The organism is Sphingomonas xanthus, assembly GCF_007998985.1.
In the GTDB taxonomy this organism is placed as follows: domain Bacteria; phylum Pseudomonadota; class Alphaproteobacteria; order Sphingomonadales; family Sphingomonadaceae; genus Sphingomicrobium; species Sphingomicrobium xanthum.
In genome coordinates, this window is record NZ_CP041659.1 from 589,777 (window position 1) to 616,037 (window position 26,261).

Below are 26,261 nucleotides of genomic sequence, written 5' to 3' on the forward strand. Positions count from 1 at the left end.
AGGAGGGTCTTCATGACCCGCTTTATCCGGCTGCTGATGCTAGCCGTCCTGCTGACGATTACCGTCGCGCGGCCCGCCATGGCCCAGTCGATCCTTCGCGACAGCGAAACCGAAAAGCTGTTCCGCGACATGAGCGACCCGCTGGTCCAGGCCGCCGGCCTCGACCCTGCCAACGTCAAGGTGGTGCTGGTCAACGACCAAGACATCAACGCCTTCGTGTCGCAGGGCCAGGTGGTCTATATCCATAGCGGGCTGTTCACCGCCGCGGACAATGCCAACCAGGTCCAGGGCGTGATCGCGCATGAGCTTGGCCATGTCGCGGGCGGCCACGCGCTGCGCATCTACGACGGCGCTAACAAGGCCACCGTCATCACCATCCTCAGCCTCGTTCTGGGCGCGGCGGCGATGGCCGTCGGCGCCGGCGATGCGGGCGTCGGCCTAATGCAGCTTGGCCAGCAAGTGGCGATCGGTTCGTTCCTGCAATTTACCCGGGCCCAGGAATCGAGCGCCGACCTCGCCGGCGCCTCCTATCTCAGCAAGGCCGGGATCAGCGGCAAGGGCAGCATCGAATTCTTCAAGAAGCTGCAGAACCAGGAATATCGGCTCGCCGTCTACGCCAAGGACAGCTACGACCGTACCCATCCATTATCGAGCGAGCGCATCGCTTCCCTGTCGCAGGCCTATCAAAAGGATCCGGCCTGGAACAAGCCGACCGACCCCGCCCTCGAGGCCCGCTTCCAGCGGGTCAAGGCCAAGCTGATCGGCTATGTCACCCCCAAGCAGGCGGTAAGCCGCTATCCCGAGCAGGACCAGAGCGTCCCGGCCCATTATGCGCGGGCCTACGCCTATCACCTCGGCGCCTATCCGGACAAAGCCCAGCAGGAAGCCGACGCCCTTTTGGCGACCGATCCGGAAGACCCCTTCTTCCTCGAACTTAAAGGCCAGATCCTGCTCGAAAGCGGCCGGCCCAAGGAAGCGATCGCGCCGCTACGCAAGGCCGTCGCCAAGGCCCCCGACATGCCGATGATCTCGGTAATGCTCGGACACGCCCTGATCGCGTCGGAGGATTCCAAGAATTTCGCCGAGGCCAAGCAGGTGCTTAAGGCGGCGGTAAACCGGGACAATGACAATCCTTTCGCCTGGTACCAACTGGGGATCGTTTATGACCGCGAAGGCGACCGGGCCCGTGCCGCGCTGGCCACCGCGGAACGAAACAACCTCCAGGGCAACAACAAGCTGGCGCTAGCGAGCGCGAAAATGGCGCTGGCCGGGCTGCCAGCGGGAACGCCGGACTATCTTCGTGCGCAGGATATCGCCATGGTCTCCGAAGAAGCATTGAAGAAGGACAAGAAAAGGCGTGACCGAGACTAGCAAGGCGACCTGGACTGCGGCGATCGGTGGCGGGATTGTCGGGGCTGCGCTGACGGCAGCGGCGATCGTCCTTGCCGGCCCGGCGCTGTTTGGTGACCGCCTAGTGCGGACTGCGCTGGTCAACAACCCGGACATGCTGGTCGATGCCGGCGAAGCGCTACGTGCCCAACAGGCTTCGTCCGCCCTTTCACCCATCCGCGCGGCGCTGGAGCAGCCTTTTTATTCAAGCTGGAAGGGCGCGGCCGAGCCCGACGTCACCATGACCTATTTCTACGACTATGCCTGCGGCTATTGCCGGCAGAGCAATCCCGACATCGAGCGGCTGCTGAAGGAAGATCAGGGGCTGCGGGTCGTCTACCGTGAACTGCCGATCCTCGGTCCAGACAGCGTCGCCGCCGCGCGCGTCTCCCTGGCGGCGTCCAAGGCCGGAAAATTCGCCCAGTTCCATGACACGCTTTATGCCGCCGGACGCCCCGGCCCCGATACCATTGCCGCGGCTGCCCGTGCCGCCGGTGTCGCCGCGCAGCCAGCTAATGACCCGGCACAAGAAGCCGAACTCAAGGCCAACATGGCCCTCGCCAGCCAGCTCGGCGCAACCGGCACGCCGCTGTTCATTATCGGCGACCAGGTGATGAACGCCGCGGTCGGCTATCAGGCGCTCAAGGAAGCGGTCGAGGCCGCACGCAAGAAAGCCTGAACTCGCCCGGGGTTATGCCCCGGCACACCTTGGCTTGCCTTCTGGCTGGGCTGGCACTCCTGCCGACGATGAAGCTGTCGCTGGAATGGTTCGGATCAGGGTCGACCCTGACCGATTTTCTCTTGCTGCGCTGCTGGCGCTGCCACGGCTGCCCGGCGTGATCCCCGCATTCCTCGGCAAGCAAAAGACCTAGCATCGACATCGGCAACTCCCCTGCGCGCCTTCGAAATTATATCGAGCCTGCGTCCATCTGGCGCGAGGAGTCAAAATCGTTCAGCCTTCGTCGCGCCCCTTGAAGCCCTGGGCGATGACATACCATTCGCTGGAATCCTTGCGGCTGGCGGGGGGCTTGGCGTGCTTGACGCTGGTGAAGTGGCGCTTGAGCTCGGCCACCAGGCTATTGTCCGCTCCGCCGGCCAGCACCTTGGCAAGATAGGCGCCGCCCGGCCGCAGCACTTCCTTGGCAAATTCCAGTCCGGCTTCCACTAGCGCCATGGTCCGCAGGTGATCGGTCTGGGGATGGCCGACGGTGTTGGCAGCCATGTCGGACATGACAAAATCGGCCTGGTCGGATCCCAGCGCCTCGCGCAGTCGGTCGGGCGCGTCGTCGCCCATGAAATCCATCTGCAGGATGGTGACCCCGTCGATCGGTTCCGTCGGCAGCAGGTCGATCCCGGCAATCCGCGCGGCGGGCGACTTCCTGCGGACGACCTGGCTCCAGCCGCCGGGCGCGATACCGAGGTCGACCACCGCCTTGACGCCCTTCAGCAGGCCGAAGCGCTCGTCTAGCTCGATCAGCTTATAGGCGGCCCGGCTGCGATATCCTTCGGCCTTGGCCTTTTTCACATAAGGGTCGTTGAGTTGCCGTTCGAGCCAGCGGGTCGAACTGACCTTGCGTCCCTTGGCGGTTCGGAGCCGGGTCACAGCTGATAACCGTCGCGGGCCATCAACGACCGCAATATGCCTTCACGAATGCCGCGGTCGGCGATTCCCAGCGTATCCGCGGGCCAGATGTCGAGAATGGCTTCCAGGATGGCGCAACCGGCGACCACCATGTCGGCCCGCTCGCTGCCAATGCAAGGCAGGCCACTGCGCTGTTCGAAATCCATTTCCGCGATCATCGTCGAAATGCGGCGCATATCCCCCACCGGCACGTGCAGCCCATCGACTTGGCGCCGGTCATAGGCGGGCAGCGCGAGGTGAACGCTGGCAAGCGTCGTCACCGTGCCGCTGGTGCCAAGCAACCGCACGTTGCGCGGATTGTCGGGGAGCATTTCGATGAAATGGGCGAAGCTGCGAAGCACCCGCTCGCGCATCCGGCCATAGGCGGCGACGCGGTCCTTTCCCTCGATCGCCTCCTGCCCTTCGCTTTCGGTAAGCGAGACGACGCCCCACGGCGCCGACCACCAGGCACGGATGCGCGGGGCGGTATCGCCTTGTTCGAGCAGGACGAGCTCGGTCGATCCTCCGCCAATGTCGAAGATCAACGCCGGTCCGTCGCCGGGCTCAAGCAGCTTGTGGCATCCGAGCACCGCCAGCCGGGCCTCTTCGCGCGGCGAAATGATGTCGAGGGCGATCCCGGTCTCCTGCTTCACCCGGGCGATAAAATCGCGGCCATTGGCGGCGCGGCGGCACGCCTCGGTGGCGACCGAGCGCGACAGGGTGACATGGCGGCGGCGCAACTTGTCGGCGCAAACGCCAAGCGCCTCGACCGCGCGGTCCATGGAATCCTGACTTAACTTCCCGCTTGACGACAGGCCTTCGCCCAGCCTGACGATCCGCGAAAATGCGTCGAGAACGGTGAAGCCGCCATCGCTCGGGCGAGCGATCAGCAGGCGGCAATTGTTGGTTCCAAGATCGAGCGCACCATAGATGTCGCGCTGGTACCCTCGGAGGGGCGGCGGCCTGTTTCCGCCTGCCGGCCCCCTGAAACCGGGACTCGGCGCACTGGCGACCTGCTGCGCCATGGTGGTGCCCATTTCTATCCTTCACCGAACGCGGGATAGCGTCCGGCTGACTTGCCCCGACCTTAACCTCAACTAAGTCCGTGGCGCAACCAGCGGGCGCCAATGGCCCATTTCCCGGGCCCGATTGTTGACAGGGAGAGGCGCGCTACTTATTGGCCCGCCGGCAAGCGCTGCCCGATCGTCTAATGGTAAGACTACGGACTCTGACTCCGTCAATCGAGGTTCGAATCCTCGTCGGGCATCCAGCTTTCTTTCAGAAAATCAAGCAGGTAACCGCGATTGTCCTTGGACAGTCCGGTTCGCCCCCATTTCCCCTGGTTCGCGGCCGCGGGCATCGCGTGCATGTATTGTTCAGGCGGCAAGGGCAGCGCCGAGGTGGCGCTGGCGCGCATTAGCCCAGTCGAGCATCGCCGCGACCAGCCGGCTGCCGCGGGGAGTGAGGATGGATTCGGGGTGGAACTGCAGGCCGAGCTGGGCCGCCTCGTCGTCGCGAATGGCCAACACCATGCCGTCGAGCGCCGCGTCGACGATGAACCGGTCTGGAAGGCCGTCAGTAGGCGTGCACAGTGAATGGTAACGACCCACGCGCATCGGGCTTGGAAGGCCTGCAAAGGGTCCGGTGCCCTGATGGTCGAGTGCCGAGCATTTGCCATGACAGGGATCGGCCGCGGCGGCTACCTGCCCGCCCGCCTCGGCGATGATCGTCTGGGCCCAAGGCAACTTCCGATGACCGGAACTAGGCCCTTGGCCTGCCTCACAAGCTCGATGCAGCATCCGGCATCGCACGGGGCGCCGGGACCAGGCGACAGCATTATGGAGGCGCCAAGCCTGGTTGCGCGATAGAGCGCCTCGCCAGCGGCGATGCTGTTGCGTACCACGACCACCTCCGCGCCCGCCGAGCGGAAGGCGCCAGCCAAGTTGAAAGTGAAGCTGTCGCGATTGTCGACGAGGAGGATCACGCCACTGCTCCCAGGCGTGGAAAAAGAATAGGCCCGCATCGATGCCGGGCCTTGGGTCAGAATTGCCTGTTGCTCAGGGAATCAGCCGCGCGCGCGCCATCGTTCGGGCGAACGCCACCACCAACCCAGCGCCGGAATCGCAGGGAGGAAAATCGGTTGAAGGCGGCGCAGTTCACGCATACGCAAGGGAGCGACGGCCGCCCGGCCTGTAAAGCGACAAATGAACCAGCGACGGCGCAAGGCCATGGCCATCAAGATTATCGGCAGCTTCGTCAGTCCCTATGTCCGCAAGGTCCTTGCCTGCCTGGAACTGAAGGGTCTCGACTATGAGGTCGATCCGATCACGCCCTTCTTCGGCAATGACGAATTCGTCCGGTTAAGCCCGCTGCGTCGAATTCCGGTGATGATTGCGGACGGGATTGTGCTGACCGATTCCACCATAATCTGCGAATATCTCGACGAGATAATGCCCGAGCCCGCGCTGTTGCCGCGGGATCCGAAAGAGCGGGCGCGGGCCCGCTGGATGGAAGAGTTTGCCGACACCCGACTTGGCGATGTGTTCATCTGGGGCTTGTTCTACCAGAAGATGGTCCACCCCCGGGTATGGGGGGAGCCGGGCGACGAGGCGCGGGTCGAACGGTCGCTTTCCCGCGACATTCCGGCGGCGCTCGATTATCTCGAGTGCGAGCTGCCCGCCCAAGGCTATCTGTTCGGCGCGATCGGCCTTGCGGATATCGCCACCGCCAGCTTTTTCAGGAACGCCGCCTATGCAGGTTTCCTGCCGGATCCGGACCGCTGGCCGCGCACCGCGGCGTTCGTCGGTCGCGTGCTGGCGCATCCGGTGCTGGAAAAACTGCATAAGCTTGAACAGATCCAGCTCAGCGCGACGATCGCCGGGAGACGGCATGCGCTGATCGAGGCCGGGGCGCGCCTTACCACGGAAAGCTTCGGCCAGCGCGAGCCGCGGCGCGGGATCATGCGGCTTTAATGCTGGGTTCCAGCGATCCAATGTTCGATGCGGGTCTTGAGTGAGCGGCGCGACGGGATGAACCCCGGCTCGCTCGGCTGCTCTTCCTCCTCGACCTTGTCGTAAAGGGTAAGGTTGACCGGCATCCGGGCTCGCAGCGCCTCTCGGCCGCGCATGATGTCCTCCGCCGCGGCGAGGCTGCGGTGCACATCCTCGGCGGTGAACGGCTTCATCAGGCAGCCGAGCGCCAGGTCGGGCATCGGGAAATCGGGCGCCTTGCCAGTGATGAAAAAGCACGGAATGTCGAAATCGCTCATCCGTACCGCGACCGAAAAGCCGGTCGTGCCATGGGCTAACCTAAGGTCCACCAGCGCAAGGTCGGGTGCGTGCTGCTGCGCCGCCACGACCGCGCCGTCGAGATCGTCGACCGTCGCGACGACGCGGTAGCGCGGATTGTCCTCGACCAAATATTTGAGGGTCGTCGCCAGTTGTACGTCGTCTTCGACGATCAAGATTTTCAGCACCCCGCCAGCCTCCCCGCTTGCTTCAAAGGAAAATCCTTTCCTTCGAAGGGGATGGTGCTTGAGAAGCGGGCCGGCGCGAATCCCCCATGAACCGGGTTAACGGCCAGCGGTGCCGGCGGTGCGGCGGGCGGAGATCAGGCGCGGTAAAATATGTGCGCGCCGATCTTTTCGACTCGGTTGAGGCGGCGACCCCATGACGGCGAGACATAGTCGGCGTGATACCAAAGCACGTCCTGCGGCAGCGCCGAGGTCAGGCCGAGCGCGGCAATCCTGGCAATCGCCTGCGCCTTGGCCCAGGCTTCCGAACCGACGTCGATGCGCGGGAAATGCCCGCGGCGGACGAAGGAGAACTGGGCCTTCTGCTTGACCACGCCGCACCAGCTGTTCGGATATTTGGCCGAACGGGCGCGGTTGATGACAACATTGGCAACGGCAAGCTGGCCTTCGAGCGGCTCGCCCATGCTTTCAAAATATACCGCGGTCGCCAGGCATTTGCCCTGCTCGTCCAACTCGGCGCCGATACGATGCGCGCTTACCAGCGAGGACAGCGGGAGCGCGGTTGCGACGCTGGCGGCAGCGGGAACGGCGCTGCCGGTGGCGGCCGTCACGGCGCTGGCCGATGCTGCAATGGCCGTTTCAGCCGGAGCGGTCGCGGCAGCCGTCGCAACGACCGCCTTGATGACCGGGTGATTGGAAACCTGCTGGGCCAGTGCCTGACCCGAACCGCCGACAGCCAAAAGGATGGCCGCGACGAACGCCGACGTACCGCCGGCACCCACGAACTTCTTCAATTTTCACTCTAAAAATGGCGGCCGGCCGTCCGTCGATCGCTTCGGGCGATGAAAAAGTCATCGCAGCAATCCTCGGAGGGTGCGTCCGTCTTGCCCTGGGACCCGGGCCTCCCTTTTTTTCCGGAAGGCGGTTCAGATCCGCTCGCTCAATATGTTGCGGTGCACATAAAGCCTGGCGGACATTGCTCAACCACCGGAGCGACGAGCGGTGTCCGGGGCGAGGTAAACCGGTGGAACCCTTAACGGATTGACAGATTCAGGGACTGTTTTTTGGTTCCATGGCCTCTCCAGTCGCGGTAATCGGTCCCGGAAAATCAGGAGAAATTTCGAAATGGCCTATTGGCTGATGCGGTCCGAACCGAACGTTTACGGATGGGCCGACCTGGTCCGCGAGGGTGGGACCGAATGGGACGGGATTCGCAATTACACGGCGCGAAACTTCCTCAAGGACATGAATCCCGGCGACCTCGCGATTTTCTACCATAGCAACAAGGAAAAGGCGGCAGTCGGCGTGATGGAGATCACTCGTGGCTGGCAACCGGAAGGGGCCGACGGCAAATGGGCCAGCGTCCGCGTCGAGCCGCGTGACAAGCTGGCGGCGCCGGTCGCACTTGCCACGATCAAGGCCGAACCCCGGCTTGCCAAGCTGGAGATGCTGCGCCAGTCGCGGCTCAGCGTCACGCCGGTCCGGGAGGATGAGTGGAAGGTGATTCACCAACTGGCAACAAAGGACTGATTGCATGTACTGCCCGCCCGCCTTCCGCGAAAACCGCGAAGATGTGCTGATCGAAGCGATTGAAGCGCATCCGCTGGCCACGCTGATCACCCATGGGGAGGAAGGCCTCAAAGCCAATGTCGTGCCGGTGACGGTGATGCAGGGGGCCGACGGCCCGGTCATCCGCTTCCACTTGGCAAAGGCCAACGACCAGATTGGTGACCTTCGCGCCGGGAGGGCGGTCCTCCTCCAGTTCCACGGGCCTCATGCCTATGTCAGCCCCAACTGGTATCCAACCAAGCAGCGCGACGGCAAGGCGGTGCCGACCTGGGATTATATCATCGTCCAGGCGAGCGGTGTCCCCGCCGTCCATCCCGACCCGGAGTGGCTTCGCAAGCAACTGACCGCTCTGACGGATCGCCATGAAGGCGGCCGCGAAACCCCCTGGACGCTCGGCGATGCCCCGCCCGACTATGTCGCCGCCCAGTTGAAGGGGATCGTCGGCGTCGAGGTCGTGGTCGAGAAGATCGAGGGCAAGTGGAAGCTCAACCAGAATCATCCGATGGAGAACCGGCTAGGGCTGGCAGACGGACTGGCAGCCGACGGCGAACCGGTGCTGGCGGCGGCGGTCCGCGCGACGATCGGCTGACAGGCCCGACGCTCAGCGCTTGCGCGGACCTTTGCGAACCGGCGGACGATTCTTCATCGGATGCGGGCGCGCCCGCGATTCGGGCCGGCTTCCATCGCTCGGCGGGCCTTCCGTCGGTTCGATCAGCATGCCTTCGTCCTCTGGCGCAATTCGCGCCCGCTTGAGCGCCGCCATGAAGCCGGGGGCAGCCCGGCCGGCGACCTCGAAATAGCTTTCGTTCGCGGCAACGCGGATCGCGCCTATCGCGCCGCGCTGGACATGGCCGTAGCGGCAGATCAGTGGAAGCAGCCAGCGCGGATCGGCATTATGCCGGCGGCCGGCATTAATCCGGAACCACAGACTATCCTCGAACCCGGATCGCGGCCCCGCTTCGCGCGGCTCGCTGGCCGACAAGATGTCCTCGGGCGCAGGAAGGTCGGTGCGCGCCAGCCGCGCCAGCGCCTGGGCGATCGCGTCGGGCGCCATTCGGGCCATCAGCTGCTCTGCAAGCTCGCGATCCTCGACCTCGGGCTCGACGGGAGCGCTAAGCCTCTCGAACAACCGCTCGCGGTCCATTGCCCGGATCGCGTCGGGAAGGGGCGGGTCGATCCATTCGGCCTGGATCCGCGCGTTGCGCAGCATCGTTTCGACATTGCGGCGACGCCGATAAGGCACCAGGAGCACCGCAATGCCCTTGCGCCCCGCACGGCCGGTGCGACCCGAACGGTGCTGAAGCGCTTCGGCATCGCGCGGCAGTTCGACATGGATCACCAGGCTGACCGACGGCAGGTCGATTCCGCGGGCAGCGACGTCGGTTGCGACGCAAACCCGCGCGCGCTTGTCGCGCAGGGCCTGAAGCGCATGGTTGCGTTCGTTTTGGCTATGCTCGCCCGACAGGGCGACGGCATGGAAACCGCGCTCGGTCAGGCTGGCATGGAGCCGCCGCACTGCGTCGCGCGTCGCGCAGAAGAGGATCGCCGTTTCGGGATCGTGGAAGCGGAGCAGGTTCACGACCGCATGCTCGATATCGGTCGGCGACACGACGACCGCCTGATAGGCGATGTCGGAATGGGCATCGCGCTCGCCGGTCGTCTCGATGCGCAGCGCCTCGCGCTGGTAACGCTTGGCCAGCTGGACGATGCCGCGCGGCATCGTCGCGGAAAACAGGAGGGTGCGCCGCTCCGCCGGGGTCGCGTCGAGAATTTCCTCCAATTCTTCGCGAAACCCCATGTCGAGCATCTCGTCGGCCTCGTCGAGAACCACCGCCCGAAGCGCGGAAAGGTCCAGCGCGCCGCGTTCGAGATGATCGCGAAGCCGGCCCGGTGTGCCGACCACGATGTGGGCGCCGCCATTGAGCGCGCGTCGTTCCTTCATCGGGTCCATCCCGCCAACGCAGGTCACGACCCGCGCGCCGGCCTCGGCATAGAGCCACTCCAGTTCCTTGCTGACCTGGAGCGCAAGCTCACGGGTCGGGGCAATAACCAGGCTCAGCGGCTCCCGGGTCCAGGGAACGCGATCGCCGTCGAGCAGTTCGCCGGCCATGGCCAGGCCGAAGGCGACGGTCTTGCCCGACCCGGTGCGGGCCGAGACGATCAGGTCGCGGCCCTGGGCTTCGGGTTCGACCACCGCGGCCTGGACAGGCGTCAGCTGATCATAGGATCGCGCCGCCAGCGCTCCGGCGAGCACGGCGGGAAGTTGTTCATGTGGCATGGGCGATGCCCTACTCCTAAATCCGCCCCCGCAACAGGGCGGCAAGGGCTTCGATTAAATCAGGCGGCTTCCATCTTCCGCGCTTCGCGCTTGCGCTCGTGCGGATCGAGGTGACGCTTGCGCAGACGGATAACCTTCGGGGTCACCTCGACCAGCTCATCGTCCTGGATATAGGCGATGGCCTGTTCCAGGCTCATGCGCCGCGGCGGGGTCAGGCGGATGCCCTCATCCTTGCCGCTGGCGCGGAAGTTGGTCAGCTGCTTCGACTTTTGCGCGTTGACCTCAAGGTCCTGCGGCTTGGCATTTTCCCCGATGATCATACCCTGGTAGAGCATGTCGCCGGGCGAAACGAACAGGACGCCGCGATCTTCCAGCGCGTTGAGCGCATAGGCGACGGCCTGGCCCTGCTCCATCGAGATCAGCGCGCCGTTCTGGCGGCCCTCGATCTTGCCCTTATAGGGACCATATTTTTCGAACAACCGGTTCATGATCCCGGTGCCACGCGTGTCGGACAGGAATTCGCCATGATAGCCGATCAGTCCGCGCGAAGGCGCGGAGAAGGTCAGGCGGGTCTTGCCGGCACCCGACGGTCGCATGTCGGTCATTTCCGCCTTGCGCATGGCCATCTTGTCGATGACCGTTCCGGAAAATTCGTCATCGACGTCGACGACGACGGTTTCATAAGGCTCCTCGCGTCCGTCGGGTCCGTCGCGGAACAGCACGCGCGGCCGGCTGATCGACAGTTCGAAGCCTTCGCGGCGCAAGGTTTCGATCAGCACGCCGAGCTGGAGTTCGCCGCGCCCGGCGACTTCGAACGCTTCGCCGCCCGGAGTCTCGCTGACCCGGATCGCGACATTGCCTTCGGCCTCGCGGTCGAGCCGATCGCGGATGACTCGGCTCTGCACCTTGTCACCGTCCTTGCCGGCAAAGGGGCTGTCATTGACCGCAAAGGTCATGCTGAGCGTCGGGGGATCGATTTCGCGGGCGGTGAGCGGCTCGGTGATCTGCGGCGTACCGATGGTGTTCGACACGGTCGCCTTCATCAGGCCGGCAATGGCGACAATGTCGCCCGCCTTGGCGGTCTCGACCGGAACCCGCTCCAGCCCCTGAAAGGCGAACAGCTTGGAAACGCGGCCGTCCTCGACGGTCTTGCCGTTGACGTCGAGCGCGCGGATCGGGTCGTTGACCGTAAGCGTACCGCTCTCGATCCGGCCGGTCAGGATCCGGCCGAGGAAATTGTCGCGGTCGAGCAATGTCGCCAGCATTTTGAACTCACCCGCCGGGTCGAGGTCGGGGGCCGAAACATGGTCGACGATTTTCTGGAAAAGCGGGGTCAGGTCGCCTTCGCGCACGTCGTCAGTCGGTCCGGCATAGCCGGCGCGGCCCGAGGCGTAGAGGACCGGGAAATCGAGCTGCTCGTCATTGGCGTCGAGCGTCAGGAACAGTTCGAACACCTCGTCAAGCACTTCGGCCGGGCGGGCGTCAGGGCGATCGATCTTGTTGACGACGACGATCGGCTTGAGGCCGAGGGCGAGCGCCTTGCCGGTCACGAACTTGGTCTGCGGCATCGGCCCCTCGGCGCTGTCGACGAGCAGGATGACGCCATCGACCATGCTGAGGATCCGCTCCACCTCAGCGCCGAAATCGGCGTGGCCGGGTGTGTCGACGATGTTGATCCGCGTGCCGCTCCATTCGACCGAGGTGCATTTGGCGAGAATGGTGATCCCGCGCTCCTTCTCAAGGTCGTTCGAATCCATCGCGCGCTCTTCGATGCGCTGGTTTTCGCGGAAGGTGCCGGACTGGCGGAAAAGCTGGTCGACGAGCGTGGTCTTGCCATGATCGACGTGGGCGATGATCGCCACGTTGCGAAGGTTCATTATCGATGTCCCGGGGTATGAGTTGGCGCGCACCTACAGGAATTGCTGCGTTGCGGCAATGGCACCCATGCCCGACCAGTGCGTTTTTGGCGGCGAAAGGAGATTGTCATGCCCAAGGGTGCCTACACGGCCAAGCAGGAGCGCAAGGCCGATCATATCGCCGAAGGCTATCGCGAGAAGGGAGTCAGCAAGGACGAAGCCGAGGAACGTGCCTGGCGCACGGTCAATAAACAAGACGGCGGCGGCAAGAATGAAGGGTCGGGACGCAGCCGTTCGCGCAGCGCCGCCGCCAAGAAGGGCTGGGAAACGCGCCGCCGGCGCGGCAACGCCTAGCGCGGCAACCGCTCGAGGATCTCGATCCCGCGCTCAAGCGCGCGCAACTCGCTTGCAGCCAGCTTTGCCAGCCGGCCTTCAAGCGAATGATCGGCGGCGGGCGGGCGATTGAGATGCTGGCGACCGTCCTCGGTCAGCCGTAGGGCGAGTCGGCGTCGGTTGGCGGGATCGGGCCGGCGATCGACCAGCCCGGCCCGGACCAGCACGTCTACCGCCCGGCTGACCGCCGGCGCCCCCCGGTCAACTTTTGCCGCGACCTGGTTCAATGTCGCCGGCTCGGCCGCTGCAACGGCGGCTAGCAGGTCGCGCTGCTGGCCCATTGCTTTCGCCGCTGCAGTATCGCCGCCCAATTCCTCGACCAGCCGCGCAAATCGCGCCGCAATGGCACCCGGTGATGTATTTCCCCACATTATTGCAGGCTAGCAAAGATTTGCAGCCATGCAAGGTTGCGTCCCGTTAGCGACCGTTCTTGTGCCCGAACGGCGGCATCCGGTTGGCGACGGCGCCCTTCGCGATGAACTGGTTGTAAAGCGCCCCCGCGACATGAAGCACGAGGGTTGCGATGGTCAGCTTGACCAGGATCTCATGGACATCGCCGAATTCATTCTCCTTCGGGATTCCAGGGATAGCGGGAACTGAAAGTCCCAATTGCAGCGCGACTTGCCCGTCTTCAGCCCGGCCCGACACGGCGGCGAGACCGGTCAGCGGCAATGCCACCAGCATCAGGTAAAAGAGCCGATGCGTCCAGGTCCCGACAAAGCGCTGCCACTTGGGATAATCGGCAGGATAGGGCGGAGGAGGATTCATCAGCCGAACCGAAAGCCGCGCGAGCGCCAGCAGGAGGATCGCCACGCCCAGCGTCTTGTGCCAGTCGAACCATTCCCCGCGGGCGGGCCCGCGCGGCATGTCGTGGAAGGTGAAACCTACATAGATTTGCAGAAGGACCGCGAAGGCGGTGATCCAGTGAAGCCATACCACGATCGACCGATAGCGTACTGCGATCGGACCTGTATTCTGTTCGACCATATAGTCGGCCATCGACTTCCTCCTCTATCGGGCGAACGCCCCCGCTCCTCCGAACCTTCCCCTCAATGAAGCGCCTGTCCAGCTTCAAAAGCGGCAGGCTGCTGTGCCAGCGGCTGGAACGAGATTGCAAGCGCCGGATCGAAGCCTAGCCCATGAGGCCGGTCGGGCAAGCGGATCAGCGACAATTTCCAGCGTCCGTGCGGCGCGCAAGCAGTCCTTCCCGCCCGCATCTGGTGAACCACCGGCGCGTGTGCGCTCTTGGCAAGGAGCCGGCCCATCGCCTGGTGGAGCTGGCGATTTTCGTCCCTGTTGCGAAGGGCAACCGAAAGACCTTCCAGCCGGGCCGGGCCGACCTCGTCGAGCAGCGCTTCCGCGCGACTGCTCACGGCCGACAAGCAGCCATGACGATCGAGCAGGATAACTCGGCAGTCGACGGTCGCTAATTCACCAAGCATCACTTCGGCGGCCTCCCCGTCCATCGCCAGCTGGACCCTGACGGCGCGCTGCACATGATGGAGAAGATGGGCAAAGCGCCCATAAACGACGTCATCGGTCGCGCCCTCGCGGCGGCCGCGGATCAGGGCAAGGCCAAGAAAATTATGTTGGTCGCTGATCAAGGTCGACTGACAGCCGAGCTGCATGTCGAGCATGGATACCGCGTCGTCATAAGCCGAAGTGCCGCCCCGCTTCCGGGCCTCGGCATAATGGCGCTCATGCTGGATGGTCATCAGATCGCCGACCGCGCGAAGGCGCCAATTGCCCTCCCCGCACAATTCCGGTGCGGAAAAGACCTCGTCGACGCGATGCGCCTCGCGTCCGACGAAAATGTCGAGGGGCATCATCATCGGTCCCCCGATCGCGGCCAGATGGACCGCGCCGCTGCCGGTCGCTCCGGCGACCAGTTCCATCGCGCGCTTCCAGCCGTCCTCTTCGAACGGCGCATTCATCAGCGCGAGCTCTGCTTGACGCAATGACGCAACCACGATCCCAGCCCCCAGTCCGGGGACCAAGCTTGGCCAATTTCCGCGTCAAGCCAAGGGGAAAATTACAGTGCCGCCATTTTCGGCGGCACTGTGACTTCAAAAAGGGTCAGCGCGTGAACTTCTCGCCCTTTTCGGCCTTGTCGAGAAGGAGCCGGGAAAAGCTGAAATCGCTTCCCATCCGCTGTTCCTGGCGCTTCAGGCCCTCGACGATCTTCGGAAGGCCCTGGCTGTCGGCCCAGAACATCGGGCCGCCGCGATAGACCGGCCAGCCATAGCCATAGACCCACACCACATCGATGTCCGATGCGCGCTGCGCCATGCCTTCCTCGAGGATCTTCGCGCCTTCGTTGACCATCGTGTAGAGGGTGCGCTCGACGATCTCCTCATCGTCGATCTGGCGGCGGGTCACGCCCTGCTTTGCGGCAAAATCCTCAATGATCTGCTGGACCACCGGCGACGGGCTCGGCCGACGCTTGTCATCATAATCGTAAAAACCGGCGCCCTTCTTTTGGCCCCAGCGGTCGATGGCGCAAAGCGCATCTCGGACATTCTCGATCCGGCTCGGATCGCGGTGCCAGCCGATGTCGACCCCGGCAAGGTCAGCCATCTGAAACGGCCCCATCGGCATTCCGAATTCGACATGGACCCGGTCAACCTGTTCGGGGGTGGCGCCTTCCAGCAGTAACTTGGTTGCCTCGATCTGGCGGGGCATCAGCATGCGGTTGCCGATGAAGCCGTGGCAAACCCCGGCGACCACCGCCACCTTGCGGATCTTCTTGGCCAGCTGCATCGCGGTGATGAGGACATCTGGCGCAGTCCTGGCGCCGCGCACCACTTCCAGCAGCTTCATGATGTTGGCAGGCGAGAAGAAATGGAGCCCGACAACGTCCTCCGGACGCGAGGTGATCGCCGCGATCTCGTCGATGTTGAGGTAGCTTGTGTTCGACGCCAAGATCGCGCCGGGCTTCATCACCTCGTCGAGCCGCGTGAAGATGTCCTTCTTGACGTCCATCTGCTCGAACACCGCCTCGATGATGAGGTCGCAGTCGGCGAGGTCGGCGAAGTCGAGCGTCGGGGTCAGCAGACCCATCGCTCGCTCGACCTGTTCGCCGGTCATTCGGCCCTTCGACGCCGTCGCTTCATAATTTTTGCGCATCACCCCGGTGCCCCGGTCGAGCGCTTCCTGGTTCATTTCGAAAATGGTCACCGGGATTCCGGCCGACAGGAAGTTCATCGAAATCCCGCCGCCCATCGTGCCGGCGCCGATGACCCCGACCTTCTTCACCGGCCGCGGCTTGGTGTCGTCGGGGATATTATCGATCTTTGCCGCCTTGCGCTCGGCAAAGAAGAAATATTGCTGGGCCCGCGACTGGGTGCCGGACATCAGCCCCATGAACAGATTGCGCTCGTCGATGACGCCTTCGGCATAGGGTTTGGCGACCGCCGCCTCGATCGCCTTAATATTGGCTTCGGGCGCCTCGAAACCGCGGAACTTGCGGGCATTGGCCTTGCGGAATTCATCGAAGATCGCCGGATTAGCCCGGGCCTCGGCCAACTTCTCGTCGCGCTCGCTCGACCTGGGGAGCGGCCGGATGTTCTTCACCTCTTCAGCATAGGCGACCGCATGCTGGACCAGCTCGCCGTCGACCAGCCGGTCGATCAGCCCGACAGCGCAGGCATCTTTGGCACTGACCATTGCGCCCGACGTGCACATCTCCAGCGCCTTCTGGACGCCGGCAACGCGCGGCAGGCGCTGCGTCCCGCCCGCGCCGGGGAGAAGGCCCAGCTTGACTTCAGGAACGCCCAGCCTGGCATCGCGAACCGCAACCCGATAGTGACAGCCGAGCGCCACCTCCAGTCCGCCGCCGAGCGCGGTGCCGTGGATCGCGGCAACCACCGGCTTCGAACAATTTTCGATCGTGTCGACCACTGTCGGCAGCCAGGGCATGACCGGGGGCTTGCCGAATTCGGTGATGTCGGCGCCGGCGAAGAAGGTCTGGCCTTCGCAGCGGATGACCACTGCCTTGACGCTGTCGTCGCCCTCGGCCTCCTCGATTGCCGCGACCAGCCCCCGCCGCACGGCGGCGCCGAGCGCATTGACCGGCGGGTTGTTCGAAGTGACGATCAACACGTCGCCGTGGCGACTGGTCGAAATCGGGCTGATGGTTGGCGTATCGATGACGTCGGTCATGTCGTGGTCCGTCCGTAGCTTTGGTGATTGAAAGGGTGTGAGGCCGACAGGCCGCCATCGATGACGATGGCCTGGCCGTTGATATAGCTTGCCTCGTCGGAGGCGAGGAACAGCGCTGTCTGGGCGATTTCGGCCGGTTCACCGCCGCGCTTGAGCGGGTTCAGCTTGCCGATCTCGCTTTCCTGGCCGCGAGATCGCGCGCGTTCGTAGATGAATTCGGTCATTCCGGTTTCGATGAGGCCGGGGCAGATCGCATTGACCCGGATATTGGCGCCGGCCAGTTGGGTCGAGGCGACCTTCACCAGGTTAATGACCCCCGCCTTCGACGCAGAATAGGCCGGGCCTCCGGCGCCCGAGCGCAGCCCGGCAACCGACGCCGTGGCAACGATCGCCCCTGCCCCCCGCGCCTTCATCGCCGGGGCGGCATATTTCACGGCCAGGAACGGGCCGATGAGGTTGACCCGGAGGATTTCCGCCCAATCGGCCGCGTCCTGGTCGAAAATGCCGTCGAACCCTCCGCTGATCCCGGCATTGGCGAAAAAGATGTCGAGCCCGCCATGGTCGCGGACCGTATGTTCGACGAGCGCCTCGACCTGCTCCTCATCGCCTGCGTCGCATTCGAAGTCACTCCCGTGGAGGTCGGCGCCGATCACCGTCGCGCCTTCCTTGCGGAACAAGTCGACGCTGGCCTTGCCGATGCCCGAGCCCGAGCCCGTGACGATCGCCACCTTGCCGGTCAGCCGGCCGGTCACAGCCCTACCCCGATGGTAGAGCCGCCATCGACGATCATCGTCTGGCCGGTCATGAAGGTCGAGGCGGGCGAGGCGAGATAGACCGCTGCCCCGGCAATTTCATGCGGTTCGCCGATCCGCCGCAACGGCGTGCCGCGCGTGACCGACTTCAGCGTGTCGGGATTTTCCCACAAGGCACGGGCGAAATCGGTCTTCACCAGTCCCGGCGCGATGCAGTTCACCCGCACGCCCCTCGGCCCGAATTCGGCCGCGAGGTTGCGCGCCAGCTGGAAATCCGCCGCCTTGGAGATGTTGTAGGCCCCGATCATCGTCGAACTGGTCAGTCCGCCGATCGAACTGACGATGATGATCGATCCTTCGCCCCGTTCGAGCATTTCCGGCGCGACCATCGCGATCAGCCAGTGGTTGGCGATAACATTATTGTCGAGGATCTTGCGGAACTGGTCGTCGCTGATTCCCGCCATCGGGCCGTAATAGGGGTTGGACGCGGCGTTGCAGACCAGCACGTCGACCCGGCCGAAGGCGCGGCGGGTTTCATCGACTAGGTTCTGAAGCGCGTCCTTGCTGGATATATTGGCGGCGACCGCGATCGCCCGCCCTTCGCCATGCTGGGCATTGATCGCCTGGGCAACCTCGTCGCAGCTGTCCTGGTTGCGGCTGGAAATCACCACGCGGCAGCCATGTTCGGCGAGCGCCGCGGCGATGGCGAGGCCGATGCCGCGCGATGAGCCGGTGACAATCGCGACCTTGCCGGTCAGGTCGAACAGCCGGGGAACGCTCATGCCAGCGTCTCCGCATGTTTGGCGAACTCGATCCGCGCAATCGACCGGTTGTGCACCTCGTCAGGGCCATCGGCGAGGCGCAGCGTGCGGATGCCCGCCCAGCTTGCCGCGAGCTGCGTATCCTGGCTGACCCCGGCCCCGCCAAAGGCCTGAATCGCATCGTCGATTACCTTCAGCGCCATGCGCGGCGCCTTGACCTTGATCATCGCGATCTCGGCCTTGGCGGACTTGTTGCCGACCTTGTCCATCATGTCCGCTGCCTTGAGGCAGAGCAGCCGCGTACAGTCGATCTCGATGCGCGCGTCGGCGACCCGCTGTTCCCACACGCTATGGTCGCTGAGCCGCTTGCCGAAGGCGATCCGGCTTTGCAGGCGGCGGCACATCAGGTCGAGCGCTTCTTCGGCGGCGCCAATGGTGCGCATGCAATGGTGGATGCGTCCCGGACCGAGCCGCCCCTGCGCGATCTCGAACCCCCGCCCTTCGCCGAGCAGCAAGTTCGAGATGGGTACGCGAACTTCCTTGAGCGCAATTTCCATATGACCGTGAGGAGCATCGTCATAGCCATAGACCGTCAGGTGACGCTCGATGGTGATCCCATCCGCGTCCATCGGCACCAGGATCATCGACTGCTGCTGGTGCTTGCGCGCCTCGGTGTCCGTCTTGCCCATCAGGATGGCGACCTTGCAGCGCGGATCGCCTGCACCACTCGACCACCATTTGCGACCGTTGACGACATAATCGTCGCCGTCGCGCTCGATCCGGCATTCGATATTGGTGGCGTCCGATGAGGCCACCCCGGGCTCGGTCATCAGGAACGCCGAGCGGATCTCGCCGCGCATCAGCGGCGCAAGCCACGCTTCCTTCTGTTCGCGAGTCCCATAGCGGTGGAGTACTTCCATGTTGCCGGTATCGGGGGCCGAGCAATTGAACGCTTCTGCCGACCACAGGATGCGCCCCATTTCCTCGGCGCAGAGCGCATATTCGAGGTTGGTCAGCTGTTCGCCTTCAAAGGCAAAGCTCTCGTCGACATGCTGGAGCGCGCCGCCCGGCGGCATGAACAGGTTCCACAGACCCGCTGCGCGCGCCTCGGATTTCAGCTCCTCGATCAGGTTCAGCGGCTTCCAGCGATCGCCGCCGTCGATCTCCTGCTTATATTCAGCGACTCGGGGGCGAACATGTTTGTCGATGAAGCGCCTGACCCGGTCGCGGAAGAAAGCCTGCCGTTCCGTAAGGTCAAAATCCACCGCCGCTTCTCCCGCTTGCGTGACACCTCAGTATCGTTCCAAAACGGGCTAGGACTCTGGACCGCGAAGGGCAAGCAACATGGCCGATGTCGAACAATTCCGACGCGAGGTTCGCGACTGGCTGGAGGCCAATTGTCCGGCCGAGATGCGCACCCCGATGCGCAGCGAAAAGGATGCCTGCTGGGGCGGCCGCCACTTTGAGTTTCAGTCGGACGCGCAGAAGCGATGGCTGGATGCCATGGCATCGCGCGGCTGGACCGTGCCCGACTGGCCGAAGGACTATGGCGGCGGCGGCCTGGATGCCGCGCAGACCAGGGTCCTCAAGGAAGAAATGGCTTCGCTCGGCTGCCGCCCGCCGCTGACCAGCTTCGGCATTTCGATGCTTGGGCCGGCGCTCCTCAAATATGGCAGAGAAGACCAGAAGAAGCGCTTCCTTCCCGAAATCGCGCGGGGCGACATCCGCTGGTGCCAGGGATATTCGGAACCGGGAGCGGGATCGGACCTTGCCGACCTCCAGACCAGGGCCGAGGACAAGGGCGACCATTATCTTGTCAATGGCCAGAAGGTCTGGACCAGCTATGCCGATCAGGCGGACTGGATCTTCTGCCTGGTCCGCACCTCCGCGGAGTCGAAACATGGCGGAATCAGCTTCCTGCTGTTCGACATGGAAAGTCCCGGGGTTTCGACCAAGCCGATCCTCCTGATCAGCGGTTACAGCCCCTTCTGCGAGACTTTCTTCGACGATGTGAAAGTGCCCAAGGACCAATTGGTCGGGGAGGTCAACAAAGGCTGGGACGTCGCCAAATATCTTCTCGGCCATGAGCGCGAGATGATCAGCGGCATGGGGCTTGGCGGGGACAAGCAGGCGTTGGGCAGGGCCGTCGGGTCGATCGACGATCCGCTGCTGCGCGCCGAGATCGCCGCCTTCGACGTCGACGCGCTGGCCTTTGCTGCCATGAGTGAGCGGTTCATCGACCAGCTGAAGGCAGGCGGAGCCCATCCGGCGATGCCGAGCATGATGAAATATGCCGGGACCGAGCTCAACAAGCGCCGTCACGAGCTGGTCATGGCCGCTGGCGGATCCGACGCGCTTGAATGGGACAGCGACCGTTCGGGCGGCGGCAAGGCGGCGCGCGACTGGCTGCGGACCAAGGCCAATTCGATCGAGGGGGGAACCTCGGAAATCCAGCTTGGCATCGTCGCCAAACATATCCTTCGCCTGCCGGGAGCCTGAGCCATGCTGACCCTGACCGACGACCAGCGCATGCTGCAGGACGCGGTTCGGCCGTTCATGGCCGACAAAGGCGCGATCAAGGCGCAACTTCGCCATTGGCGCGATATCGGCTGCAAGGACGGGTTCGGCCATGGCCTATGGAAACAGTTCGCGGAGCTCGGCCTTACCGGAATCCTGATCCCCGAGGCCCGGGGGGGCGCGGGCCTTGGCCAGGTCGAGGCCGGCGTTGTGCTGGAGGAAATCGGCCGCAACCTCACCCCCTCCCCCTTTCTCACGACCGCAGTCGCGGCGGTGCGGGCGCTCGACGGCTCGGCCCACGCCGAGCGGTGGTTTCCCGGCATTCTTGCCGCCGACACCGTGGCCGCGCTGGCGATCGACGAAGGCAGGCATCACAACCCAGCGCGCATCGCCTGCGCGGCGCGAAGGCAAGGCAACGGCTTCCTTCTCGATGGCGAAAAGCAGTTCGTCGTCCATGGCGCGAGCGCGGATCTGATCCTGGTCGCGGCGCGGACCGGCGGAAGCCCGGGCGAAACCGATGGGCTTACCCTGTTCGCCCTCGATCGCGGCATGGCGGGGGTCGAGATCGACAATGTCGCGCTGGCCGACAGCAGCAAGGCGGCACGGCTCAGGCTGGCCAATGTCGCGGTCGATGCCGACGCCGTGGTCGGCGAGGTCGACGGCGGTTGGGGTCCCATCTCCCGGGCGCTTGGCGCCGGTCGGGCCGGCGCGGCGGCGGAACTAGTCGGGGTCGCCGCCGGCGCAAGCGAGATGACCTTCGATTATCTGAAACAGCGCAAGCAGTTCGGCCGACTAATCGGCGAGTTCCAGGCATTGCAGCACCGCGCCGCGCACCTGTTCGGCGAGATCGAGATCGCCCGCGCCGCGACGTTCAAGGCCGCGCAGCTGCTCGATGCGCAGGATCAGCGCGCCGAACTGTTCGTCTCGGTGGCCAAGGCCAAGGCGGGCCGAAGCGCGGCGCTGGCGGTCCAGGAAGGGGTCCAGATGCATGGCGGTATCGGCATGACCGACGAGCATGACATCGGCCTCTACATGAAGCGCGAGGCGGTGCTTGGCGAACTGTTCGGAAGCCCGCGCTTCCACATGGCCCGGGTGGCCGAGCTCAGCGGCTACTGACGGTCGAGGAGGAAGTTGATCCGCGCGGAGGCGATCGGCCGGGCGCGGTCCTGCTGCCAGGCAAAAGCCTCGACATTGGCGAGCCGCTTGCCAAGCCGCTCGATCACCGCTTCCGCATAGGTGTCCTGTGGGGTCCCGCCGCGCATATAGTCGACGGTGACGGTGACCGGCTTTTTGCCGATTGCCTCGCCGTCAAGAGCCTCTTCAAGAGCGGTGAAGGCGGCGAACTCCAGCAATCCGGCGATCGCCCCGCCGTGAAGGAAGCCGGGGCGGCCGACCACATCTTCATGAAAGGGCATGACGAAGCGCAGTCCGCCGTCGGGGCGCTCGGTCCGCAGCTGGAGCAGGCGGGCATAGGGCGGCAAGTCGGTCATCGCGACGCCCTAGCGCAGTCGTATCGGCAGGTCAGCCCCGGTCGTGCGGGTCAGCCGCGGGTCTTGTAGCCGCAGATAATTCCGAGCACGAAGGAGGTGAACAGGGCAAGCTGGATCTTGCCCTCCGGATCAGACCAGTGGAAATAATCCTGGCCCCAGCCGAACAGCCAAACGAACATCATGGCGGCAATCGCTACCATTGGGTCCTGTTCTCCTCATACGCCCGGCAGGCGCACCGGCGTTCCAGCTTAAGCCACAACGGGGTAAATATCCGGTAAAGCTTGCCGGGATCGCGGCCAGGCGGCATAGGGCCGCCAACTCCCCAAGCGAAAGGCCTGCCTCCGATGAAAGCCCGCGTCTTCGTCACCCTGAAGCCCGGCGTGCTCGACCCTCAGGGCAAGGCTATCCATCATGCGCTCGAGGGGCTGGGGTTTGAGGGCGTCGAGGACGTCCGCGCCGGCAAGCTGATCGAACTCGACCTTGCCGAGGGCACCAGCGATGACGAGATCGCCGAGATGTGCCGCAAGCTGCTGGCCAACACCGTAATCGAAAATTTCAAGATCGAGCGGCTCGGCGCATGAAGAGCGCGGTCCTCGTCTTTCCCGGCTCGAACTGCGACCGCGACCTTGCAGTCGCGATCGAGCAGATCACCGGCCGCGCACCGGAGATGGTCTGGCATCGCGATACCGACCTTCCTGAAGGAACGGACCTGATCGCCGTTCCCGGCGGCTTTTCCTATGGCGACTACCTCCGGTCCGGCGCGATGGCCGCACGCTCGCCGATCATGGCCGCAGTCGGTGAGGCCGCCGCCAAGGGCGTCCCGGTGCTCGGCATCTGCAACGGCTTCCAGGTGCTGACCGAGGCGGGGCTCCTGCCGGGCGCGCTGATGCGCAACGCCGGGCTTCACTTCGTCTGCCGTCCGGTCAGGCTGACGGTCGAAAATAGCCAGTCGATCTTCACAAGTCGCTATCAGGCCGGCGAGCAGATCGTCATCCCCGTCGCCCACCACGACGGCAATTACCAGGCCGATGTCGAAACGCTCGACCGGCTCGAAGGCGAAGGGCGTGTCGCCTTCCGCTATTCGGGCGAGGTCAACGGATCGGCGCGCAACATCGCCGGGATCGTCAATGCCGCCGGAAACGTCTTGGGCATGATGCCGCACCCCGAACGCGCGCTTGAGCCTGCACACGGCAATAGCGACGGCCGGCGGTTGTTCGAAGGCCTGCTGGAGGCTGTTGCCTAAAGCCCCTCTCACCGGCGGCTGGAAAGCGCCGGCAGACCTGCTATCGGGGCGGCACGCGCCCGTAGCTCAGCTGGATAGAGCACGTGCCTTCTAAGCATGAGGTCGCAGGTTCGAATCCTGCCGGGCGCGCCAATCCCGTTGTCCTTCAGTAATAAGGCTGCTCCGGAGCCGCTGAAAGTTGCTCCTCGGTTGGAGTACCTCGTCCGCAACATATTCAGGCCCGCCCGAAAGCCGCCACGAACTTCTGTGGTGGGCGCGTCGGGACGGTAAGGCGTGTCCATAGGACCCTCTTGGTCTTTTTTTGATCTGCACGTGAATGTCAGACTCCGACCCATTGCTGACATCGGGTTGAAGCTTTTTGGCCTTCGTTCCACAGAAGGGCGATGAGAATATGCATCATCTTCCTCGCGCTTCTGGTGGCCGGATGCGTTACGTCGGCGGGAACGAAGCTTTCTCAAGAAGAGAAGGCGGATTGCCGGGGCGAGAACCCATCCGTTGTCGTGATGGGTTTTGCCTCCTGCTTGGAATACGGCCGCGTGAAGCCGATGCGCGGTGTGTATTATTCCGGCTTAGAAGAGTCGCGCTTTGTCGCTGGAGATTCCAGAATCAATAGCAAACCGGCCAACCACGATTTACCGTCATACGACCCTTGGCTCTCTGTCGATGACGATGCGGTGCTCGGTCGCACCGGTAACCCCCAAAGGGTGCCGGGTTGCGCTAGGGCGTTTTATCTTGAGTTCGACGGCCGTGAGAGCCTTCGTCGCGTTCCCGAACACGAGAGCCATCGCTTCAAGGTGGTCATGGTTGAGCAGCTGCGCGAAGCAAAATTCCTGGGGTATGTTCGCGCCATGAACACGGAGCTGAAAACGGAATGTCCATCGGGCCGTCCGTAGCGTCTACTTTCGACCCGCTTCAGCCTGCGGCAGCACACGACCCATTGCGGACATTCAAGTTAGGCCGATGGCTTCAAGGAACTCTGATGCCGCACGGCGCTCTTCGTCGGTGTCTGCGCAATCCAATAATGGCCTTAGGTGATACATCAGCAGGTCGGCGTCGCGCTCATTTGCCGGCATCGAAAGACTGATAATGGCAAGTAGCTCGGAAAGGCCGAGAAGTTTCTCAAACACGCGGTAGGGCCGGTCATGAGCAAAAGGGCTTGCGCCTAGGTAGTGCGTGGCCAATCTCCGATTGTCCTGTTTTCGAAGCGAGACATGGTCGAGCAATGTCAGTGCACTGCCCCAATCTGAACTGCCCACCGGATAACGAGCAATGAGCCAATCAGTCGCTTCAGCCGAAGGCATTGTGCGAAGGTCAGCGGCAGCTTTACGCATCTCTTCATTCATCGCGTAAACACTACCGTCGCTAATGTCCGGTTTCCACCCCTTCCTGCCGCTAGCAGTCTGCATTTCTCGATGGGTTCGTTGAGCGAAATGTCGATCTGTGGTAAGCGGATGACTTGCTGCGCGCCGTTCCGGACGTTCCGTCTAGGTCATCGAGCACAATACAGCGCAGTCGCTACCAATGCTTGTCCCTACTTGGAGCGTTCGGAAAGAAAACCTTCCCGGGCGGCTCGATAAGTGGATACGAAGACAGCGAGCCGCGGCGCTCCCGTTTTTAGTCAATGAGCTGGACTGGCGGGACCTGAACAAGTCAGCGTGCCGCGTCGCGGCTCACCTTTGCTTCCGCCAGTCTACGTGCTCTCGATCGGAGGGGCCGACCGTCGAATGACTGGCACCTTCACGACCGGGACCATAGGTGCGGTACAGGCGTAGCCTGTTCGCCACTGCCTGGGCCAACGCCCTAGCTGCGTCATCCGCTTTGGCGGCGTTTCGGCCCGCAAGGTCGGCACGAACGGCCTTCCGGCATAGGCGGATCGCAATGTAGGCAAGGTCGGCGACTTCATCGGCCGCCAGCCGCCGCCAGCCTCGGCCACCATTGTCGGAGGGGTCATCGAATCGCATCATCGCAGTTGGAACAATACAGGAACATTTGGCCAGTCTAAATCTGACCCGCGATCAGATTTCCAGCGCTTCGGACAGCTCCAAGGCATCATCGAGTTCGACGCCGAGATAGCGAACCGTGCTCTCTAGCTTGGTGTGGCCGAGCAGCAGCTGGCAGGCTCGAAGGTTGCCCGTCTTCCGATAGAGCATCGATACCTTTGTGCGGCGGAGGCTATGTGTCCCGTAAGCCGCGGGCTCGAGGCCGGCCAAAGCGACCCAGCGCTTCACCAACCGGATGTATTGCCGGGTCGACAGGTGGGCTCCCGGGTGCATCCTGCTCGGAAACAACCATTCAGTCTCGTCTGGCGGACGCTTGCACAGCCAGGCCATGAGCGATCGCCTCGTCTGCTCGGTAATCTCGAAGTGTACCGGACGCCCGGTCTTCTGCTGCGTGATGATGCTCCGACTTCGCATCGCTCCCGCGGCCATGATGTCGGAGATCCGGAGGGCCACTACGTCACAGCCTCTCAACTTGCTGTCGATGGCAATGTCGAACATCGCCAGGTCTCGCACCGCTCGTTCGAGCTGCAGGCGCACCCGGATCGACCAGACATGCATGGCCCTGAGTGGAAGCTTCGCACCGGAGATGCGGGTAGGTGTCGGATGGATCATGGCTCGCTCCGTAATTGTACGGATGACCAACTGACACGAGGCCATCGTGGGCTCGTTCACCGGAGACGAAAGCTACCGCAAAATTTAGGCTGCTAACGGCAGGAATGGGTGGAAGGCGGTCATTCAACCGTGGTGGCTAAACGACTG

The 26,261-nt window shown here is 63.9% G+C and carries 31 protein-coding genes and 2 tRNA genes; 13 read left to right on the forward strand and 20 right to left on the reverse strand.

Features of this window, described 5'->3' with window-relative positions:
- Positions 1–12: 12 nt before the first annotated feature.
- Together FMM02_RS02945 and FMM02_RS02950 are read left to right on the forward strand one after the other, a co-directional pair.
- Positions 13–1,371 (forward strand): M48 family metalloprotease, encoded by a 1,359-nt coding sequence (locus FMM02_RS02945; protein ID WP_147493466.1) that lies wholly within the window; start codon positions 13–15, stop codon positions 1,369–1,371.
- Positions 1,358–2,068: a DsbA family protein gene (locus FMM02_RS02950; protein WP_147493467.1), complete on the forward strand. Its 711-nt coding sequence runs from the start codon at positions 1,358–1,360 to the stop codon at positions 2,066–2,068. Before FMM02_RS02945 ends, FMM02_RS02950 begins: the two co-directional genes overlap by 14 nt.
- 273 nt (positions 2,069–2,341) lie before the next feature.
- Here FMM02_RS02950 and FMM02_RS02955 read toward each other — a convergent pair whose 3' ends face one another.
- Positions 2,342–2,992, reverse strand: a complete 651-nt coding sequence (locus tag FMM02_RS02955) for an RlmE family RNA methyltransferase (protein WP_147493468.1) — start codon at positions 2,990–2,992, stop codon at positions 2,342–2,344.
- A complete protein-coding gene (locus FMM02_RS02960; RefSeq protein ID WP_425473657.1) occupies positions 2,989–4,047 on the reverse strand; it encodes a Ppx/GppA phosphatase family protein in 1,059 nt (352 codons plus the stop codon). The genes FMM02_RS02955 and FMM02_RS02960 overlap by 4 nt, the downstream gene beginning before the upstream one ends.
- 159 nt (positions 4,048–4,206) lie before the next feature.
- On the opposite strand from FMM02_RS02960, the gene FMM02_RS02965 reads away from it, so the two are divergent.
- Positions 4,207–4,280: transfer RNA gene (locus tag FMM02_RS02965), tRNA-Gln, on the forward strand.
- Here FMM02_RS02965 and FMM02_RS11410 read toward each other — a convergent pair.
- The 3 genes from FMM02_RS11410 to FMM02_RS11415 are packed head-to-tail and all read right to left on the reverse strand — an operon-like array spanning position 4,248 to position 4,994.
- Positions 4,248–4,379 carry a hypothetical protein gene (locus FMM02_RS11410; RefSeq protein WP_281288883.1) on the reverse strand — a complete coding sequence of 44 codons (132 nt, stop codon included), beginning with the start codon at positions 4,377–4,379 and terminating at the stop codon, positions 4,248–4,250. The two genes, FMM02_RS02965 and FMM02_RS11410, sit on opposite strands and share 33 nt — an antisense overlap.
- A gap of 7 nt (positions 4,380–4,386) precedes the next feature.
- A complete protein-coding gene (locus FMM02_RS11325; RefSeq protein WP_147493469.1) occupies positions 4,387–4,809 on the reverse strand; it encodes a glutamine amidotransferase-related protein in 423 nt (140 codons plus the stop codon).
- Complete coding sequence (locus FMM02_RS11415) at positions 4,710–4,994, reverse strand: glutamine amidotransferase-related protein (protein WP_222703823.1); 285 nt, start codon at positions 4,992–4,994, stop codon at positions 4,710–4,712. The genes FMM02_RS11325 and FMM02_RS11415 overlap by 100 nt, the downstream gene beginning before the upstream one ends.
- 244 nt (positions 4,995–5,238) lie before the next feature.
- Between FMM02_RS11415 and FMM02_RS02980 the strand changes: the two genes are divergently transcribed.
- Positions 5,239–5,982, forward strand: a complete 744-nt coding sequence (locus FMM02_RS02980) for a glutathione S-transferase family protein (protein WP_222703824.1) — start codon at positions 5,239–5,241, stop codon at positions 5,980–5,982.
- On the opposite strand, the gene FMM02_RS02985 is transcribed toward FMM02_RS02980, so the two are convergent.
- A complete protein-coding gene (locus tag FMM02_RS02985; RefSeq protein ID WP_187107828.1) occupies positions 5,979–6,485 on the reverse strand; it encodes a response regulator in 507 nt (168 codons plus the stop codon). The two genes, FMM02_RS02980 and FMM02_RS02985, sit on opposite strands and share 4 nt — an antisense overlap.
- 134 nt (positions 6,486–6,619) lie before the next feature.
- Positions 6,620–7,276, reverse strand: coding sequence for a cell wall hydrolase (locus FMM02_RS11330; RefSeq protein WP_246104809.1), 657 nt, complete (start codon positions 7,274–7,276; stop codon positions 6,620–6,622).
- A 331-nt stretch (positions 7,277–7,607) separates the two neighbouring features.
- On the opposite strand from FMM02_RS11330, the gene FMM02_RS02995 reads away from it, so the two are divergent.
- Together FMM02_RS02995 and FMM02_RS03000 are read left to right on the forward strand one after the other, a co-directional pair.
- A complete protein-coding gene (locus FMM02_RS02995; protein WP_147493473.1) occupies positions 7,608–8,012 on the forward strand; it encodes an EVE domain-containing protein in 405 nt (134 codons plus the stop codon).
- A gap of 4 nt (positions 8,013–8,016) precedes the next feature.
- Positions 8,017–8,640, forward strand: a complete 624-nt coding sequence (locus tag FMM02_RS03000; protein ID WP_147493474.1) for an FMN-binding negative transcriptional regulator — start codon at positions 8,017–8,019, stop codon at positions 8,638–8,640.
- A gap of 12 nt (positions 8,641–8,652) precedes the next feature.
- On the opposite strand, the gene FMM02_RS03005 is transcribed toward FMM02_RS03000, so the two are convergent.
- Both FMM02_RS03005 and typA read right to left on the reverse strand, forming a co-directional pair.
- On the reverse strand, positions 8,653–10,329 hold the full coding sequence (locus FMM02_RS03005) for a DEAD/DEAH box helicase (RefSeq protein WP_147493475.1): 1,677 nt from the start codon (positions 10,327–10,329) through the stop codon (positions 8,653–8,655).
- A gap of 59 nt (positions 10,330–10,388) precedes the next feature.
- Positions 10,389–12,206, reverse strand: coding sequence for a translational GTPase TypA (gene typA / locus FMM02_RS03010; protein ID WP_147493476.1), 1,818 nt, complete (start codon positions 12,204–12,206; stop codon positions 10,389–10,391).
- 108 nt (positions 12,207–12,314) lie between these two features.
- Between typA and FMM02_RS03015 the strand changes: the two genes are divergently transcribed.
- Positions 12,315–12,539, forward strand: a complete 225-nt coding sequence (locus FMM02_RS03015; protein ID WP_147493477.1) for a plasmid stabilization protein — start codon at positions 12,315–12,317, stop codon at positions 12,537–12,539.
- Here the strand turns inward: FMM02_RS03015 and FMM02_RS03020 are convergent.
- From FMM02_RS03020 to FMM02_RS03050, 7 genes are all read right to left on the reverse strand, one after another.
- Positions 12,536–12,949, reverse strand: a complete 414-nt coding sequence (locus FMM02_RS03020) for a MarR family winged helix-turn-helix transcriptional regulator (protein WP_147493478.1) — start codon at positions 12,947–12,949, stop codon at positions 12,536–12,538. The two genes, FMM02_RS03015 and FMM02_RS03020, sit on opposite strands and share 4 nt — an antisense overlap.
- Positions 12,950–12,995: 46 nt before the next feature.
- Complete coding sequence (locus FMM02_RS03025) at positions 12,996–13,577, reverse strand: cytochrome b (RefSeq protein WP_147493479.1); 582 nt, start codon at positions 13,575–13,577, stop codon at positions 12,996–12,998.
- Positions 13,578–13,627: 50 nt separating this feature from the next.
- Positions 13,628–14,512: a hypothetical protein gene (locus FMM02_RS03030; protein ID WP_147493480.1), complete on the reverse strand. Its 885-nt coding sequence runs from the start codon at positions 14,510–14,512 to the stop codon at positions 13,628–13,630.
- Between the two features lie 142 nt (positions 14,513–14,654).
- The gene (locus FMM02_RS03035; protein WP_147493481.1) at positions 14,655–16,739 is read right to left on the reverse strand and encodes a 3-hydroxyacyl-CoA dehydrogenase NAD-binding domain-containing protein; all 2,085 of its coding nucleotides are present in this window, start codon (positions 16,737–16,739) and stop codon (positions 14,655–14,657) included.
- On the reverse strand, positions 16,736–17,491 hold the full coding sequence (locus FMM02_RS03040) for an SDR family NAD(P)-dependent oxidoreductase (RefSeq protein ID WP_147493482.1): 756 nt from the start codon (positions 17,489–17,491) through the stop codon (positions 16,736–16,738). The genes FMM02_RS03035 and FMM02_RS03040 overlap by 4 nt, the downstream gene beginning before the upstream one ends.
- Entirely contained in the window at positions 17,488–18,273 is a 786-nt protein-coding gene (locus tag FMM02_RS03045) for an SDR family oxidoreductase (RefSeq protein WP_147493483.1), read from the reverse strand. The genes FMM02_RS03040 and FMM02_RS03045 overlap by 4 nt, the downstream gene beginning before the upstream one ends.
- A complete protein-coding gene (locus FMM02_RS03050) occupies positions 18,270–19,517 on the reverse strand; it encodes an acyl-CoA dehydrogenase family protein (protein ID WP_147493484.1) in 1,248 nt (415 codons plus the stop codon). Before FMM02_RS03050 ends, FMM02_RS03045 begins: the two co-directional genes overlap by 4 nt.
- 79 nt (positions 19,518–19,596) lie before the next feature.
- On the opposite strand from FMM02_RS03050, the gene FMM02_RS03055 reads away from it, so the two are divergent.
- Complete coding sequence (locus FMM02_RS03055) at positions 19,597–20,751, forward strand: acyl-CoA dehydrogenase family protein (RefSeq protein ID WP_147493485.1); 1,155 nt, start codon at positions 19,597–19,599, stop codon at positions 20,749–20,751.
- 3 nt (positions 20,752–20,754) lie between these two features.
- The gene (locus FMM02_RS03060; RefSeq protein WP_147493486.1) at positions 20,755–21,885 is read left to right on the forward strand and encodes an acyl-CoA dehydrogenase family protein; all 1,131 of its coding nucleotides are present in this window, start codon (positions 20,755–20,757) and stop codon (positions 21,883–21,885) included.
- Here FMM02_RS03060 and FMM02_RS03065 read toward each other — a convergent pair.
- A complete protein-coding gene (locus FMM02_RS03065) occupies positions 21,879–22,259 on the reverse strand; it encodes a PaaI family thioesterase (protein WP_147493487.1) in 381 nt (126 codons plus the stop codon). The two genes, FMM02_RS03060 and FMM02_RS03065, sit on opposite strands and share 7 nt — an antisense overlap.
- Positions 22,260–22,309: 50 nt before the next feature.
- Positions 22,310–22,459, reverse strand: a complete 150-nt coding sequence (locus FMM02_RS11170) for a hypothetical protein (protein ID WP_187107829.1) — start codon at positions 22,457–22,459, stop codon at positions 22,310–22,312.
- 144 nt (positions 22,460–22,603) lie between these two features.
- On the opposite strand from FMM02_RS11170, the gene purS reads away from it, so the two are divergent.
- From purS to FMM02_RS03085, 4 genes are all read left to right on the forward strand, one after another.
- Positions 22,604–22,840: a phosphoribosylformylglycinamidine synthase subunit PurS gene (gene purS / locus FMM02_RS03070; RefSeq protein ID WP_147493488.1), complete on the forward strand. Its 237-nt coding sequence runs from the start codon at positions 22,604–22,606 to the stop codon at positions 22,838–22,840.
- Positions 22,837–23,502, forward strand: a complete 666-nt coding sequence (gene purQ, locus FMM02_RS03075; protein ID WP_147493489.1) for a phosphoribosylformylglycinamidine synthase subunit PurQ — start codon at positions 22,837–22,839, stop codon at positions 23,500–23,502. Before purS ends, purQ begins: the two co-directional genes overlap by 4 nt.
- Positions 23,503–23,557: 55 nt before the next feature.
- Positions 23,558–23,634, forward strand: a tRNA-Arg gene (locus tag FMM02_RS03080).
- 251 nt (positions 23,635–23,885) lie between these two features.
- Positions 23,886–24,395, forward strand: coding sequence for a hypothetical protein (locus FMM02_RS03085; RefSeq protein ID WP_147493490.1), 510 nt, complete (start codon positions 23,886–23,888; stop codon positions 24,393–24,395).
- 54 nt (positions 24,396–24,449) lie between these two features.
- Here the strand turns inward: FMM02_RS03085 and FMM02_RS03090 are convergent, their stop codons facing one another.
- Positions 24,450–24,845, reverse strand: a complete 396-nt coding sequence (locus FMM02_RS03090) for a hypothetical protein (protein WP_147493491.1) — start codon at positions 24,843–24,845, stop codon at positions 24,450–24,452.
- A gap of 672 nt (positions 24,846–25,517) precedes the next feature.
- Positions 25,518–26,114 carry a tyrosine-type recombinase/integrase gene (locus FMM02_RS03095; RefSeq protein WP_147493492.1) on the reverse strand — a complete coding sequence of 199 codons (597 nt, stop codon included), beginning with the start codon at positions 26,112–26,114 and terminating at the stop codon, positions 25,518–25,520.
- Between the last annotated feature and the right edge of the window lie 147 nt (positions 26,115–26,261).